The organism is Pseudomonas sp. P42, assembly GCF_017973755.1.
GTDB classification, from domain to species: domain Bacteria; phylum Pseudomonadota; class Gammaproteobacteria; order Pseudomonadales; family Pseudomonadaceae; genus Aquipseudomonas; species Aquipseudomonas iridis.
Genome location: NZ_JACOPU010000001.1, coordinates 177,386 through 191,251 on the forward strand (window position 1 = coordinate 177,386; position 13,866 = coordinate 191,251).

The 13,866-nt window shown below is 52.9% G+C and carries 20 protein-coding genes; 5 read left to right on the forward strand and 15 right to left on the reverse strand.

Annotated features, from left to right (window positions below; all coding sequences use genetic code 11):
• Positions 1–243: 243 nt before the first annotated feature.
• Positions 244–930 (forward strand): hypothetical protein, encoded by a 687-nt coding sequence (locus tag H8B20_RS00860; protein WP_210622096.1) that lies wholly within the window; start codon positions 244–246, stop codon positions 928–930.
• A 470-nt stretch (positions 931–1,400) separates the two neighbouring features.
• Here H8B20_RS00860 and H8B20_RS00865 read toward each other — a convergent pair whose 3' ends face one another.
• Together H8B20_RS00865 and H8B20_RS00870 are read right to left on the reverse strand one after the other, a co-directional pair.
• Positions 1,401–1,709 carry a hypothetical protein gene (locus tag H8B20_RS00865; protein WP_210622097.1) on the reverse strand — a complete coding sequence of 103 codons (309 nt, stop codon included), beginning with the start codon at positions 1,707–1,709 and terminating at the stop codon, positions 1,401–1,403.
• Between the two features lie 56 nt (positions 1,710–1,765).
• Entirely contained in the window at positions 1,766–2,086 is a 321-nt protein-coding gene (locus H8B20_RS00870; RefSeq protein ID WP_210622098.1) for a hypothetical protein, read from the reverse strand.
• A gap of 104 nt (positions 2,087–2,190) precedes the next feature.
• On the opposite strand from H8B20_RS00870, the gene H8B20_RS00875 reads away from it, so the two are divergent.
• A complete protein-coding gene (locus H8B20_RS00875; RefSeq protein ID WP_210622099.1) occupies positions 2,191–2,457 on the forward strand; it encodes a helix-turn-helix domain-containing protein in 267 nt (88 codons plus the stop codon).
• 60 nt (positions 2,458–2,517) lie between these two features.
• Positions 2,518–2,733 (forward strand): hypothetical protein, encoded by a 216-nt coding sequence (locus H8B20_RS00880; protein ID WP_210622100.1) that lies wholly within the window; start codon positions 2,518–2,520, stop codon positions 2,731–2,733.
• A 22-nt stretch (positions 2,734–2,755) separates the two neighbouring features.
• On the opposite strand, the gene H8B20_RS00885 is transcribed toward H8B20_RS00880, so the two are convergent.
• The 3 genes from H8B20_RS00885 to H8B20_RS00895 form a co-directional block, all read right to left on the reverse strand.
• Positions 2,756–3,139: a hypothetical protein gene (locus H8B20_RS00885; protein ID WP_210622101.1), complete on the reverse strand. Its 384-nt coding sequence runs from the start codon at positions 3,137–3,139 to the stop codon at positions 2,756–2,758.
• A 29-nt stretch (positions 3,140–3,168) separates the two neighbouring features.
• Positions 3,169–3,822, reverse strand: coding sequence for a hypothetical protein (locus tag H8B20_RS00890; RefSeq protein ID WP_210622102.1), 654 nt, complete (start codon positions 3,820–3,822; stop codon positions 3,169–3,171).
• A gap of 97 nt (positions 3,823–3,919) precedes the next feature.
• Complete coding sequence (locus tag H8B20_RS00895; protein WP_210622103.1) at positions 3,920–4,390, reverse strand: hypothetical protein; 471 nt, start codon at positions 4,388–4,390, stop codon at positions 3,920–3,922.
• 287 nt (positions 4,391–4,677) lie between these two features.
• On the opposite strand from H8B20_RS00895, the gene H8B20_RS00900 reads away from it, so the two are divergent.
• Positions 4,678–5,220 carry a recombinase family protein gene (locus H8B20_RS00900; protein ID WP_210622104.1) on the forward strand — a complete coding sequence of 181 codons (543 nt, stop codon included), beginning with the start codon at positions 4,678–4,680 and terminating at the stop codon, positions 5,218–5,220.
• A gap of 459 nt (positions 5,221–5,679) precedes the next feature.
• On the opposite strand, the gene H8B20_RS00905 is transcribed toward H8B20_RS00900, so the two are convergent.
• The 10 genes from H8B20_RS00905 to nhaA form a co-directional block, all read right to left on the reverse strand.
• The gene (locus H8B20_RS00905) at positions 5,680–6,153 is read right to left on the reverse strand and encodes a hypothetical protein (protein WP_210622105.1); all 474 of its coding nucleotides are present in this window, start codon (positions 6,151–6,153) and stop codon (positions 5,680–5,682) included.
• An 88-nt stretch (positions 6,154–6,241) separates the two neighbouring features.
• Complete coding sequence (locus H8B20_RS00910; RefSeq protein ID WP_210622106.1) at positions 6,242–6,493, reverse strand: bacteriocin immunity protein; 252 nt, start codon at positions 6,491–6,493, stop codon at positions 6,242–6,244.
• A 27-nt stretch (positions 6,494–6,520) separates the two neighbouring features.
• Complete coding sequence (locus H8B20_RS00915; RefSeq protein WP_210622107.1) at positions 6,521–6,877, reverse strand: DUF6572 domain-containing protein; 357 nt, start codon at positions 6,875–6,877, stop codon at positions 6,521–6,523.
• Positions 6,878–6,887: 10 nt separating this feature from the next.
• The gene (locus tag H8B20_RS00920) at positions 6,888–8,078 is read right to left on the reverse strand and encodes an S-type pyocin domain-containing protein (RefSeq protein WP_210622108.1); all 1,191 of its coding nucleotides are present in this window, start codon (positions 8,076–8,078) and stop codon (positions 6,888–6,890) included.
• 400 nt (positions 8,079–8,478) lie between these two features.
• Positions 8,479–8,589 carry a DUF7683 domain-containing protein gene (locus H8B20_RS28440; RefSeq protein ID WP_419186955.1) on the reverse strand — a complete coding sequence of 37 codons (111 nt, stop codon included), beginning with the start codon at positions 8,587–8,589 and terminating at the stop codon, positions 8,479–8,481.
• 8 nt (positions 8,590–8,597) lie between these two features.
• A complete protein-coding gene (locus H8B20_RS00925) occupies positions 8,598–8,855 on the reverse strand; it encodes a colicin E3-like toxin immunity protein (protein ID WP_395602003.1) in 258 nt (85 codons plus the stop codon).
• 4 nt (positions 8,856–8,859) lie between these two features.
• The gene (locus tag H8B20_RS00930; protein WP_042557975.1) at positions 8,860–10,086 is read right to left on the reverse strand and encodes a colicin E3/pyocin S6 family cytotoxin; all 1,227 of its coding nucleotides are present in this window, start codon (positions 10,084–10,086) and stop codon (positions 8,860–8,862) included.
• A gap of 114 nt (positions 10,087–10,200) precedes the next feature.
• Positions 10,201–10,941 carry an ATPase gene (locus H8B20_RS00935; protein WP_200613460.1) on the reverse strand — a complete coding sequence of 247 codons (741 nt, stop codon included), beginning with the start codon at positions 10,939–10,941 and terminating at the stop codon, positions 10,201–10,203.
• The gene (locus H8B20_RS00940; protein WP_042557976.1) at positions 10,938–11,207 is read right to left on the reverse strand and encodes a hypothetical protein; all 270 of its coding nucleotides are present in this window, start codon (positions 11,205–11,207) and stop codon (positions 10,938–10,940) included. Before H8B20_RS00940 ends, H8B20_RS00935 begins: the two co-directional genes overlap by 4 nt.
• Positions 11,208–11,330: 123 nt before the next feature.
• Positions 11,331–12,518: a Na+/H+ antiporter NhaA gene (gene nhaA / locus H8B20_RS00945; RefSeq protein ID WP_042557977.1), complete on the reverse strand. Its 1,188-nt coding sequence runs from the start codon at positions 12,516–12,518 to the stop codon at positions 11,331–11,333.
• Positions 12,519–12,770: 252 nt separating this feature from the next.
• Here nhaA and H8B20_RS00950 point away from each other — a divergent pair, with 252 nt between their 5' ends.
• Positions 12,771–13,865, forward strand: coding sequence for a PLP-dependent cysteine synthase family protein (locus H8B20_RS00950; protein WP_401188175.1), 1,095 nt, complete (start codon positions 12,771–12,773; stop codon positions 13,863–13,865).
• Position 13,866: the final 1 nt, after the last annotated feature.

The following is a 13,866-nucleotide window of genomic DNA, read 5'->3' on the forward strand; positions in this document are numbered from 1 at the left end:
GCCACTTTCTAGATCAACTAGTTCACGCCGTGTCAACTATTTAGATTGACAGGGGATGGCGGTTTGTGTAATATCCTCCGCCTGTCTCGAATGACAGACCGACACCTCGAAGAGCCTCACTCGAACACTTTTACAACAGTGTTTCAGATTGGGGCTTTTTTGTGGGCGTCATTAACCAAACCCAACCGGCATAACCCCGAGGTACTGCCTATTGAAATGAACTTGAACAAGGAGAAAAATCCAATGGAACAAAGTGAACGTAAACGAATTGCACGCAAACACACTCGCGTCATTGAAGGGTTGATTGTTGATTTAGCTACCGGCGAATGGCTTGGAAGCTACACCACTCACACCCCGACCCCTGCGCCCTATGATTACCCACTGCCGTCCCAGGCTGCTAGTACCCCAGTAACATTCGCACGTCACGAGCTTGACCCGGAACCACACCCTGACGTTATCGAAGTGGAAGTGGAAGGCTTGCCAGATGGTGTTATTGATCTGGACGCACAACGCAGTAAGCGCGGGCCAAAGCCCAAAGTGACAGTCAACCAGTACGCCAGTTTCTTGAGGGTGGCCCACGATGAGCGCTGCGGATGGCTTGATGATTACGTCTTTGGTTCCTGCTATGTAGTGGCTGGTGACAGCAATGAAAAGTTGAACGTAAAACCATCCCATGTACTACGGGCGTGCCTTCTGGACGTAATCAGTGTTGAAGTCGTGAAACGCGTGATTCGCCTTGAAGGACTACGCACCATAAGCGACCAGCAAGCACGTAGAGTCTGTCAGTGTGCAAGGCTCGCCATTGGCGGAATGGAACTCTATCTTGAACGCAATCCGACTGTACTCCAGCAGCTCCGGCACGAAGTGGATTTTGCCGAGTCGTACTATGCTGATAGTGCGGATGCCCTGCAAGAATTGGCTGGAGTTTAATTACGCTCGGATAAGAGAGAGAAGCGAACGACCTTTGGCAGAGGTTTTTCACGACAAGGTAGTTCGCACATTGAGTGGACTTACTCCAGTCGGTACGACTGAGCTTGATACTGCTCGAACGTTCGCTCAAAGCTGATCCACTTGAAAAATATCAAGAATAAAAATAGATAATACCAAGCAACTTAAAAGAGAGGTTACTACTGACAGGCAAGCCTGTCGTGTCAACCCTGACCACCTGCGGTGTTCTTTCTGCACCAACAAAAGAAGATCAAGAGCAAGATCACAAGCGAAGAGCTGGATTTGTGTAATTTTTGTTTGTTACTGAAGTACATTCGGAGGAATGTCGGCGGCCACGCCGGAGCTGAGTACACTTGAAAACTGACGTTTTCGGTGCAAAGACTTTGGTGCGAACACACTTCAGCGGAGCTGGGAAGGTATCTGCTCAAAGCTCCGCTGTACATATGCAACAACTATTGAAGGTAGAAGTACAGAAACACCACTACCAGAATCACAAAGATCACTCGACCTTGAAATACATCAGAGTTCAATTGATCATTCTTTATTTGTTTGTAAGTGTCGGTATCATTCAAGCCTTGCGTCTTGTAGTGCACGATCTGATTGATTTGTTTGTCCAGCTTCTTGTTGTGTGCGTCATTGCTCCGCATAGTCACGCCCCAAGCCAACAACCATAGACCTCCGGTCAGAACGGTCATGATGATGTGCAGGATGTGATTGGTTTTCTTCTTCTGGGTAGTCAGTACAAACAGTTTCTCGTTCATGTTCTGCCCTTACTCGGTCTGAGGTTGGTGTACCCAATGGCTCATTGGATAATGAATCAACGCAGCCAACCAGTCGCTGTCATGGCGGTTTTACCGCTGGGAAGCTGTATCAGGGCAGACTTGTCACCATTCTTAGGCCCTTCGATAAAATTGACCTTGGTAGCAGTTGAAATCGTTCGGCACTTCCCCGATCCGATCAGGCGTTCAGCCTCATCTTCGTCCTGATCAAGCGATGCCTCTACCAGCTTTGTCCAGTCTCCGGCTTTGAAGCAAACCATTGAACCAGCAGCCAGTGTTCGCTTTGGGTAGGTGTCGGCCATAGCGGTAGCAGACGCGATCATGGGCAGCAGGCACAGCAAGCGAGTAACGGCGTTCATCAAGCGTTCCTTTGGTATGGCAGGTAGAGGCAACAATATCCCAAATTCAGATATCTGAAAACCAGATATAGGTTGGAGGCTGCTCATCTCGCAGTTGTCCAGCCATGCCTAAGACGATCTACAAACCCGAACACGCAGTCCTGCTGACCCTATTGAAGAAACACAGGAAGGCGGCTGGTCTGACTCAAGTACAGTGTTCAAAGGCTCTGGGGCGTCCACAGTCCTTCATGAGCGACGTAGAAAGTGGGACACGTCGGTTGGATATCGTGCAGCTTCGAGATTTGTGTAAAGTCCTGGGAATTGGCTTGCAAGACCTGATTACCGAGTTTGAAAAATCCTTGTCAGCAGATGACGCTACGACAGTTCAATGATTACTCCCAGTCGTCCATGTGCTGAGGTACGATCCCTGCAACCCATCAAGGACGACAGCCATGCCAGACAACACAGAGACCCATATTGCCACCGCAGATGTGCTGACCCTCCTTCTCCACAACCAGCACGCGCTTGCAGCAGCGATTGAAGAAGTTGCCCTATGGGCGAAAGCCAGTGGTTCAAGCGAAGCCCATGAAAACGCCGTCACTGCATTGGAAACTCTCGATGCGAATGCATCTGCCATCACTGCTGGTATTCTCAAGCTTCGACAATAGCCCTACCCACACGAAAGTCGGCTCATGAAGCCTTGTTGCGGAATCCTCGATACACCCAGCCAATCAGCCAGCCAGCTATGTACATCCCCACGCTCAACGCTAGCCAAATACCGAAGGCGGTAGTTAATGTCTCCCTTCGCTCTTTGGGTAACGCAGCGAGTTCCAGCGGAAGGTTTTCATTCTCCTTGCGAATGTCTTCTTTCAGGCTGGCGATGTATTCGCCCCGACCGGGATAGTCATTCTCCTGTGCTGAAGACTCCTTCAGGTAGCGTGTCAGTTGTTCAACTCTTGAATCGTAGTTTCTGGTGATTCTCGATTCAGTTGGGAGTAACAGATAGGCGTACCAGCCGATGAATATCGCCAGTATCAGGCTCACTACAATCCACAGCCGTTGCCATCCATTCATGTTGGTCTCCGTTGGAATGTCTACAGCATCTACTTGGTGGCCGTGCTGTAAGCCGCTTTGAGTACCCCAGCTACAGCAGGTAGCAACATGATCGTCATCGCCTTGAGGTAATCCCGCCCATCTGCCCAATCCCAGTGCCGTACATCCAGCGGATCAAACACGGTCAGGATGAACAGGGCAACTGCTGCCCAAGCAACCGATACAAATATCCACCCCCTCACCGAACGGCTTTGCCTGCTCCACAACCCTTTCTTGTTCGTGCTGGGTCGCCGCCCAATGATCTTTGCAAGCTTCTCACCCTCGGCCTCTGCATCACTCGCCCGCTTGGCCTTGATTTGGTTGTCACTGGCTAACAACCGTTCGAAGACACGCATGATTTCTACAGGTGGTCTGTCACGCTTTGCTTCGGCAGTGTTGAAGCGCCCCCGGACGGAGTCAAACACCGGCTGTAGATCATGCGATGGTGCAAGCCCGATAGCCAGATACGCACGCCATGCCTTGCCGATTTGATCGGTGTCCATTGCGGATAATTCGTTGTCTTGATTCCCAAGCCATGCCCTGAGAGTTTCCCAATCCTTTCGGGTGCCTTCCGGAGCCTTGGCATCCAGTGCCAGTTCTCTCAGCATCCCTACATAGAAAACGCCAGCGTTTGCCATCAGGTTGGGAGGGTTGGTGCGTTCCATAGGGGCGAATTCCATGTGAGAGCTGACTAAGGTGGCAGCGGCTGGAAGCCTCCGCCAACACCTCAGGAAGCCCATTGGATATCGCATTGGAATCGGCTTAGCAGTCAATTGCCCCTTTGAGCGATTGAAGTGCGGGCCGAAGTTCTTCCAGCCAGTTTGTGTCCAAGACATCGAATGCATGTACGAATACGTTTGCTGCCCCACGTTCGAAAATGCCTCGACTTGTAACATTATTGTGGAGCAATACGAGCGTTGGCAGGTCTAGCATCAAAGACATGGTCGTTTCAATCTGGTTCCACTCAGTGGGCAGGTTGAGATTCTTCTCGATAGGCACGTGTTTGACGGTGCCGCTGTGCATGAAAATTTGAGGAAGGCCGAGCACGATAGTGCATTGGCACTTCTGCATTAGTCGTCGAACATCTTCAAATGGAGAACGTAGCGGTACCTGGCTTTTGCCAATGGTGTTTGCTTTGAATCCAGAGTCTTCGAGCAGTCGGTAGAACGGCTCGAGATTTCTCTCAATCACTGGAGGAGCCCAGTTCGGACGGGAAACGAAGGTCTCTATCACTTTGACTCCTAACGTTTGGCTCAGGCATGGGGAGGAGAGCGTAGCACGGAGGTTTCGGAGGCAGGCGGTCTTGTACTCAAGTCTGAAGTTGGTGGGAATGACGATCCCAAACGAACTTCACTTTCGTGAATACTCGGGCAACAAGCTTGGATGATGCGCGTTCAATTGGGTACACCCTATCGACCACTCGTCGGTGAATACAGAATGTGTATTCAATAGGGTTTGATTTATATTTTGAACACGTCGATACTCTGAACCTCTAGAGGCAAATGAATACAGAGGGCGGTATGTCGAACATTGGCTATGTACGGGTTTCATCCACTGACCAAAACACAGATCGTCAGTTGGACGGCGTTGCACTGGATGAAGTGTTCACTGACAAGGTGTCAGGCGCTACAACAGACCGTCCAGAGTTGCAGGCGATGCTCCGTCACATCCGCAAAGGTGATGTTCTTCACGTCCACAGCATCGACCGTCTGGCTCGTTCATTGGAAGACTTGCTGTCTCTGGTTAAAGGCATGATTGCAAAGGGTGTTGCAGTGCAGTTCCACAAGGAGGGACTCCACTTCACTGGTGAAGCCAGTCCTATGCAGGAACTCATGCTGGGCCTGCTAGGTAGTGTTGCTCAGTTCGAGCGTGCATTGATCCGTGAGCGTCAGGCAGAGGGCATCCAGAAGGCCAAGGCAGCAGGCGTCTACAAGGGGCGTGTGAAGACTGTTGATGACGAAGCCATTCGCAAGGCAATGGCAGAAGAGGGCGCCTCATTCCGCAAGGTTGCAAAGGCTCTTGGAGTCAGTTTGAGCAGCGTACAGCGGGCAATGAAAAACTAGTCTCCCTGACGGCCCTGCAAGCTCGCCCGAGGCGGGCTTCAGCGTTTAAGGTGCGACGGGCCGCCTTGAGGGAGCACGCTCTGTACGGCCTTGTGTAGCCTGTGAGGGCGGTGTCTTATTTGTCGATTTCGTGGGTTTCTATTTACCCCCATCGCACTGTGTTAAGCAGCTCTGATGGAGCGATGGATGTACAACAGACTTATTTTTTCAGGCTGCTACACAAGCGACCCCACCCTATAGCTATTCCCAAAAATCGTCGGGGCCAGGAACTGGCTGGATCGAGTGATGTAGAATCCGCTGCCCGCCCATACCTTCAGTTTCAACACGTGCAGGATGACAGTCCTTTGGTGTGGGCGGGCACTAGCGTACTTTTCCAGCCAGAAACCCAAACGCTTGCGAAGGTGCTCGGAAAATTCCAGCGGAAAAATGGGATTGGCCAATATCGCCCTTACGGCGCTTCTACTGGTATGCAGTCTTCACCCTCAAGAGTTTGGCGATCTTTTTGAGTGAGTCGTGATTCTTGCGGACTGCCGTGGGTTTTGGCTTCGCTGCCAGAGAGGCGAAAGGTGGGCTTGTGTCTCTTGTCTCATGGCCTATTCCATTCAGCTCGCGTGACGCCTCTACAATGTTCTCCCTTGATGGCAACCGAAAAAAGAACGCTGCCAATCGATAGCAGACAATCACCTCAGCCTTCGATACCAACTCGGCGGCGTGGTCGTAAACCTTGGCGGATATCTCCGCGTCCTCTACCCCGTTAGTGATCTTGGCTCGATGGCGAAGCAGTGTGTTGGCTGTCAGACCAATAGCGCTCTTGAACTGCTGCACGGGTTCAATCACGAGTTTCAACACAGCCTGACTGACGATGAATATCAGTATCCCGCCGAAGATGGTGAGAAGGAATTGTAGCCATTGAAACGCAACGCTTGAGGGCATAAGGCTCGGCCATGTCTTGGATGAACTGGAAGGCTACGCGGTAGCTTGGCACCATGCCATCGTCACACCTTCTCCCAGGCAGTGGAAATCAATTGTCCTTGAATCCCGGCAAGCCTTGAGCTGCCCGCCACTCTTTCACCGTCTGTGTGATGCCTGATGCCGAATCATCAGCGCCGTCTTCTGGGTAGAAAATCAGGTCGGACCCGGCAGGGTGCTCGCTTACCTCTTCGAAGAGAAATACCATCTTGTCCACTTCCGGCTCCGTACCATCGTGGCTGATGATGCGCTGTAGCAGGGCTTCGAATTCGCTTTCCACGCATTCGTTGAATGTGTTTTTCACGGTGCTTGCCTGTCGTTCCTGTGGATTTCACATGTTGCGTATCGCCTCATTTTCATCAAGCACAAACTCCATTCCGATACCCACTTCTTTCAACACCTCAGTAGCGCGGTCAATAAAGAATTCGCCCTGCTCTGGGAGTTCATACAAGCCGTTGATACGGATGATGGGGTGCTTCCCGAGCGCATTAGGTATCTCGGTATAAATCTCGCCGCTTTCGATGAATGCAACGTATGTGTTGAGCTTGTCTTGCAGTAGTTGCAGGTGTTCGCCTTGTTGGGTTTTATCGCCCCATTCAAGGTGATCAGAGATAATCAACACCACATTGTCAGGTTCCCATGTGGGGATGACCCAGATATCGATTACATCAGGATTCGTAATGGACATGTCTGCTCCTTCAGGGTTTAGGTCGGAAAATTTCGACTTTGGTCGGTGGGATTTCAGTGCCTCCGGGGAACCCCGGCTTCCCCTTGCCTACAACAGTTGCACCGCTTTCTTCGATCTCTGGGAAGGCAATTTTCTGGTTACGGGTTAGCGGCGCCGTGTCGGACGATTTGCATTCGAAGCATGAAAGCTTACCGTCCGCATCACGTCCCAGCATATCAAACCTCGTCTTCGTTCCGCTTTTGGTCTTGACGGTCACTTCTCGCCCGAGTTCGGGCTGCGTCTCGCGTAACTCATCATATTTAAAGTCTTCGAACGCCTTGCCCGCTTCCTTGTTCTTTTCAAGCTGCGTACTGAGCACAATGTAAATTGGCTGAATACCCGAGTCAGGAAACCAGATGATTGCATCTTGGAAGTCTGGTGGGTGTGCAGGGTTCGCCAACACCGTGTCAGCTTGTGCGGTCGGGGGATAAACCCACACTGGTGGTAATTGCGGAGCACCTTCCAGTGCAGGAATGCCCAGTACGCCATCAGGGTTTGCCGCTGGCGTCCAAGTGAGCCCAATCCCGTTGCCGATGTCAGCAACATATGTCTCACCGACTTTATCGCCCTTGATGACAGGGACATTCTCCCAATCCGTTTTACCGCCCGTGTAGAAGCCGTAGGCGTTAACGGAGCCATCCGGCAAAGTCTTCACGTTGACGCGTACACGGGTGCGACCAGTTTCAAGCGTTGCGTATTGATCGTTCTTGTAGAAGGCGCTGTCCGGTGAAATGCTGGTGTTCGGGATCAGCATCCCAACCGTACCTGTTACAAAGCCAGCAGCAACAACACCTGATCCTTTCAGCAGGCCCAGTGATAGCGACCCGCCAAGACGTTGAGCAATTGCACTGCCAGTTGCAGACCCGCCCACCAGTTGGAGTGGGGTGCCTTGGGCGGTAATCGCTGCCCCGGTTCCAAGCACAGCCCACAGTCCGTAGTCGGCCAGTTTCTCAACAGGCACAAACCCGGATGGGTTCTTGTGGTCGATCACACCGTCAGGGAGGTTGCAGCTCTTGGCAAACACACAGCCCATTGTGTCGGGCTTGTCTTCTGGTTTTGGTGATAGGTCTTTGTATTCCGCCCAACGCTGGGCATGGATATCGACAGGCTCAACACCGCTGTAGCGGTAGCCCTTCGGCGGGTTGGGTACATAGCCAGACATGCAGCTTCCTTTCGTCCTTGGGGAATTCCAGCCTGTAGCTGGGCAGCATCGACATTAGCGGGAAGTTCAAGCAATGGCTGTAGGACAAATCCCAAAAGCGTTACTGATTTTTCCCTGCCTTCCGTGTCATTGGTGCGGGGAAGAAGGATACCGAGTTGGGAAGAGCTCTTGAATGATGGCTATTGGCCCTGAATAGGGTGGGGGCCGAATCTTTTCTCGATTTGATCATAATTATGCATATTGTTGCTGACTGGTCGGGGTTTTTATATATTTACCGGGTGCTCACGTTACACGTCAGCTGGAAAAAGCACTGATGGTCATGAACTTTTTTGGCGAGTAATTTTTCCAACGCCTCAAACTGATGCACTTCAAGATCGTAGCCTTCCCATCCCCATTGTTCTTACGTCCAACCCATGATGAGTTTTATTTTTTCATCATGTCCGCACGGAAGTTTTTCCTCGAATACGAGAAGGTCAGTCGTTTTGTCGAAGGCCTCAATGATGTAGATCATGTGCAGTACTACCAGTTGTCGCTGTACTCAAAAGCAATTTGATAGTCGTATATGTCCATGGCGATAGGGTGCTGAAAAAAAGGCTGAATAATGTCGACCCAGTGTCCTAGGACATTGAATCCTCCATTGTTGATATTGTTTTCCACTGGGATCCCCAATGCATTTAGTACGGACTCATCGTCGCCTAAATCCTTGGACAATTCCTCGCCTTGCCCAATGGCGGTTCTCTTGTCGTACCACTCCAAAACTATTTTCAGTCCCATCATTACCTCACAAATATTTTTTTCGGATGCTTCTTTCAGGCTTGGGATCTTCTCGTCGTTCCCCTGTCACAGGGTCAAACGCTCCCAAATGGGCTCCATCACTTGCACGATATTCTTCCAGTTCACCGTGCATTGAGTCCCATTCGTAAATTCTCTTGCCCTTTGAATCTGTCCATCGTTTTCGAAGTCCTCCACCACCTTGTACCGGATTCATTTTTTTGGCGGTCTTCAGACCGGGGAACGCGGTGATTTCTTCTGTTTTCGGAGGTTGATGATAGCTATGTCCCGCGGTCGCTAAACCTTTACGCGCCTCGTTGATTACGATGTAGAGCGGTTTGACACCCGACCCCACCGGAAACACCAGAATGAAATCCCTGTACTCCGGCGGATAAACCGGATTCACCAGAATCCCCTCTGCCGCTTTCGTCGGTGGATAAACCCAGATATGCGGTGCTTGCGGTGCAGCCTCAAGCGCTGGAATACCGAGGATGTCTGAGCCATCCACAGCAGGCGTCCAGAACAGTTCGGTGCCTTCACCCAGATCGGCGACGAACCGGTCGCCGCGCGCGGTGAACTGCACGACATCGACCATTTCCCAGTCGCGGTTCTTGCCGGTGTAGAAGCCGTAGCCCTTCAAACTTCCATCAGCCTGTTGCTCGACGCTCAACCGAACACGAGTTCGCGCCTGCTGAAGTCCGCGCAATTGCTCATCGGTATACAGCGCGCTGTCGCCAAGGCTCGATGGCATGAACAGCGCTACCAGGCCCACCAATGGCGTAATGACTGCGCTGGACACAATCGCGGGCAGTGTTTCAAAAGCCGAACCCGCCAATGCAAAACTGCCAAACCCTGCCGGGATGGCAGTTGCACCGATTTTCTTGAGATGAAATCCACCGGTCTCATCAGCCTCGCGAGCACCGAGCAGAATCAGGTCGCCGTAGTCTTTCAAACTATCGGTCGGCACCATCCCCGAAGGATTGGAGTAATCAATGATTGCGTCCGGCAACTTGCAGGACTTGGCAAATACGCAGCCGGCGCGGATGGGCTCAGGCTTTTTGGCGGCAACTTCACGGCTACGCTCAAAAGCATCCTGCCGCGCCAACATGGCGTCATAAGCGTTTTGACGAGCGTCGCGTTCAGCGAGTTCGCTGGCCGTCATGTAGCGGTAAGTGACGTGATGGCCGTCGCCCGCGGGTGGGTTGGAAACCCGGGGAATGTCCTTGTTGCGAGCCACTGATCGTCCTTTCGTTCATCCATCGACAGCCCCTTGGAAAGGGCTGCATGACGTTAACGAAGCAGGAAAGTTGTGGCTGTAGGACGAGTCGCTAAAGAGGTAGGGATTGTTCGACTAAATCAATTTATCGAGCACGAATTCTTTGAACCAAGGGGGCTGGATGTCTGATTTGATTTCAATAAGCTCGCCATCAGTGATCTCCGCTATTTGCGTCAATCCTTCACTACCTTCGTCCGAGTTGTCAAAAATGTACGCTCTGTTGGATGTCAGGATGGCTTCAGACAGAAGCTCAAGAGATCTCCAGTAACGTGCTTCTATTTTGTCCGGAGGAACGCTGTGCCCGCCTTGGGATACACGATAGGCAACCCTGGCAATGTTGATCTGAGGATCGGCGGTAGCGACGTAATAAACGTACACCCTGTAACCGGACTGATGGGCTTCGGCGAGCAGGCTGACTTTGTCCGAGGAGGACATAACGGTTTCGAACGTAAAACTAATGCGTTCTTTGATCAATGATCTACGTATGAAATCGGAAAGCGCTGATGCGACGTAGGAGTCGATTTCAGTATTTGAAAAGCTTAGGCGTTCACCATCAATCTTGAGGGAATCGAGCTTTGCTAGCGAGTGCGGGAATTTCTGAAGTAGGGGATGCTCACGTAAAAAGTCAAAGATAGCTTCTTTATGAGCTTCGATACGATAGGAGGTGAAGTCAAAAAACCCGGTGTCTTTTATTGAGCGTTCAATGTCATCAGGATTTATGTAATTGCCCAGTAAATGTGCGGGAACGAGGCGATTGAAGGTGCTTTTTCCTGATCCGTTCGGGCCTGCAAATATCCGTATTCTTGGTGTGCTCAAAAAGTAACCCGTTTTGAAGATTTATTGATGTGCAGGCGAGTGCCGCTTTTTAGGTTTCCATAGGTGCCGATTGAGCGCAAAGCAATCGAGCTATTCTCTGTTACTTCAAACAACTGGCCATCTTTAGCAACAAGAACCGATGCGCCGTTGGCAAGAGCCATCTTATAGGCGTTGCTGAATGCCTTCAGAGCAATATCTGGAATCCGAGACTCCTGCACGGCAATCTGATCGTCCGTCATTGGGCGTTTTTCTGCTTTACGGGACATATTTGACTCCAGATAACTGTGTTGAGAAAGTACTGGTTTCTACGAAAGATATAGCACACTTGCCGGGTTCAGAGCAGAGCCCCTTCGCTTGGAGGGGCTCTGCTTTTTGTAGAAATGTGCGTCTCAGGCGCTTTGTATCGTGCTCTTGCGACTGGCCGCTGCCGTTACCGCATAACCAATCAACGCGGCGAACAGCGAGCCGGTCAGGATGCCCATCCGGTCCATGCCCGCGTATTCACTTGCACCCGGAACAAAGGCCAGCGAACCGACAAACAGGCTCATGGTGAAGCCAATCCCGCAAAGAATCGCGACTCCCAGCACCTGACCCCAATTGGCACCCTGAGGGAGGGCGGCGATGCCCGTCTTCACGGCCAGCCAGGTCAGGCCGAACACACCGACGGTCTTGCCCACCAACAGGCCCACGGCAATGCCCATGGGTACGAGATGGGTGAAGCTTTCGACGGTGACGCCACTCAGCGACAGGCCAGCGTTGGCGAAGGCGAACAGTGGCAGGATGCCGTAAGCGACCCAAGGATGCAGCGCGTGTTCGAGGGTCAGCAGCGGCGAAGGCTCGGCGTTTTTCGTGCGCAGCGGAATGCAGAAGGCCAGGGTTACGCCGGCCAATGTCGCGTGCACACCGCTCTTGAGTACGCACACCCACAGGATCAGGCCGATGATCATGTACGGGCCAAGCTTGACCACGCCGAGGCGGTTCAGCGCCACCAATGCGGCGATGCAGGCCGCTGCCAGACCCAGCGACAGGGTCGAGAGATCGCCTGAGTAGAAGATTGCAATGATCACGATGGCGCCAAGGTCATCGATGATTGCCAAGGTCATCAGGAACAGCTTCAACGACACCGGTATGCGTTTGCCAAGCAGAGCCAGCACGCCGAGGGCGAAGGCGATGTCGGTGGCGGTCGGGATCGCCCAGCCGTCGAGGGCAGCAGGGTTGTCGCGGTTGAGGAACCAGTAGATCAGCGCCGGCACCAGCATGCCGCCAATAGCGGCCGCGCCGGGCAGGACGAGCTGCGATGGCTTGGACAACTGACCGTCGAGCACCTCGCGCTTCACTTCCAGGCCGATCAGCAGGAAGAACAGCGCCATCAAGCCGTCGTTGATCCACAGCAGCAGGGGTTTAGCGATTTTCAACGCACCGATCTGCGCCACCACCGGGGTGTCGAGCAGGCCGCTGTACAGCCACGAAAGCTGTGAGTTGTTGATAATCAAAGCGAGGATGGCCGCGGCGATCAGTAATAGACCGCTGGCAGCCTCCAACTGAAAGAAACGCGTGAAAGTGCTACGCAGAGGCAAGGTCGCTCTCCATCGATAAGTCAAAAAGGTGGAACACCCTAACCCGTACCGTTAGTTGTTAAAACAAAAGTTATATTCTTTTTTGTTATATGTCGTTACAACGCGTCTGCTGCACAGCCAAGGTCAGCCTAGCAGTTGCCTGGCACATTGAGACTCAGCTGTATCTGTGCGCGATGCAGGAATTTTTCTAAGCTTGCGAGAGAGCCTTCGAGGAGGCTGAACTCCTGTCCGATTCGACCGAGAACCCTGACCATGAGCGACATCCGACAGTGGGCCCGCGAAGCCATCCGCATCATTGAAGCGGATTTTCAGCGCAGCGCCGACACCCACCTGATACCCTTGCCGCTGCCGGGTTTTGCGGGCATCGAGTTGTACTTCAAAGACGAATCCAGTCATCCGACCGGCAGCCTCAAGCATCGCCTTGCCCGCTCATTGTTCCTCTATGCTCTGTGTAACGGCTGGCTCAAACCCGGTGCGCCGGTGATCGAAGCGTCCAGCGGTTCGACGGCGATTTCCGAAGCGTATTTCGCGCGCATGCTGGGTCTGCCGTTCATTGCAGTGATGCCGGCGACCACGTCCAAAGAGAAAATTGCCCAGATCGCTTTCTACGGTGGGCAAAGCCACCTGGTGAAAGATCCGACGCAGATCTACGCCGAATCCGAACGCCTGGCTCGCGAGCACGGCGGGCACTTCATCGACCAGTTCACCTATGCCGAGCGCGCCACCGACTGGCGGGCAAACAATAATATCGCCGAATCGATTTTCCAGCAGATGCGCTACGAGCAGCATCCCGAGCCGAGCTGGCTGATTTCCAGCCCCGGCACCGGCGGCACCACCGCAACCCTAGGCCGTTACGTACGCTATCGCCAGCACTGCACCCGCGTGTTGTGTGCGGACGCCGAACGTTCGGTGTTCTTCGATTGCTACCGGACTGGCGACGCCAGCCTGCGCCTGGATTGCGGGTCGCGGATCGAAGGCATCGGTCGGCCACGGGTGGAGGCTTCCTTCCTGCCCAAAGTGATCGATGCGATGGTCAAGGTACCGGACGCCTTGTCACTGGCGGCCATGCATTATCTGGCGCAGCGGCTGGGACGGCACGTCGGTGGGTCGAGCGGGACCAATCTGATTGGCGCACTGATGGCGGCGCAGCAGATGAAAGCGGCGGGGGAGTCGGGTTCGATCGTGGCGATTCTGTGCGATGGCGGCGAGCGTTATGCCGACACCTACTACGATCAGCAATGGCTCAAGGCTCAGGGGTATGAGCTGGACGAGTTGATCGAGGCAGTGGCGGCGAGTGCCGAACGCGGTGAGGCATTACCAACCTCGGTCCTGCGCGCCAATATCTGAC

Excerpts from the sequence above, each read along its gene's own strand:
- H8B20_RS00860 (WP_210622096.1), top strand. The coding sequence starts at position 244 with ATGGAACAAAGTGAACGTAAACGAATTGCACGCAAACACACTCGCGTC.
- H8B20_RS00865 (WP_210622097.1), bottom strand. The coding sequence starts at position 1,709 with ATGAACGAGAAACTGTTTGTACTGACTACCCAGAAGAAGAAAACCAAT.
- H8B20_RS00870 (WP_210622098.1), bottom strand. The coding sequence starts at position 2,086 with ATGAACGCCGTTACTCGCTTGCTGTGCCTGCTGCCCATGATCGCGTCT.
- H8B20_RS00875 (WP_210622099.1), top strand. The coding sequence starts at position 2,191 with ATGCCTAAGACGATCTACAAACCCGAACACGCAGTCCTGCTGACCCTA.
- H8B20_RS00880 (WP_210622100.1), top strand. The coding sequence starts at position 2,518 with ATGCCAGACAACACAGAGACCCATATTGCCACCGCAGATGTGCTGACC.
- H8B20_RS00885 (WP_210622101.1), bottom strand. The coding sequence starts at position 3,139 with ATGAATGGATGGCAACGGCTGTGGATTGTAGTGAGCCTGATACTGGCG.
- H8B20_RS00890 (WP_210622102.1), bottom strand. The coding sequence starts at position 3,822 with ATGGAACGCACCAACCCTCCCAACCTGATGGCAAACGCTGGCGTTTTC.
- H8B20_RS00900 (WP_210622104.1), top strand. The coding sequence starts at position 4,678 with ATGTCGAACATTGGCTATGTACGGGTTTCATCCACTGACCAAAACACA.
- H8B20_RS00905 (WP_210622105.1), bottom strand. The coding sequence starts at position 6,153 with ATGCCCTCAAGCGTTGCGTTTCAATGGCTACAATTCCTTCTCACCATC.
- H8B20_RS00915 (WP_210622107.1), bottom strand. The coding sequence starts at position 6,877 with ATGTCCATTACGAATCCTGATGTAATCGATATCTGGGTCATCCCCACA.
- H8B20_RS00920 (WP_210622108.1), bottom strand. The coding sequence starts at position 8,078 with ATGTCTGGCTATGTACCCAACCCGCCGAAGGGCTACCGCTACAGCGGT.
- H8B20_RS28440 (WP_419186955.1), bottom strand. The coding sequence starts at position 8,589 with ATGATCTACATCATTGAGGCCTTCGACAAAACGACTGACCTTCTCGTA.
- H8B20_RS00925 (WP_395602003.1), bottom strand. The coding sequence starts at position 8,855 with ATGATGGGACTGAAAATAGTTTTGGAGTGGTACGACAAGAGAACCGCC.
- H8B20_RS00940 (WP_042557976.1), bottom strand. The coding sequence starts at position 11,207 with ATGTCCCGTAAAGCAGAAAAACGCCCAATGACGGACGATCAGATTGCC.
- H8B20_RS00950 (WP_401188175.1), top strand. The coding sequence starts at position 12,771 with ATGAGCGACATCCGACAGTGGGCCCGCGAAGCCATCCGCATCATTGAA.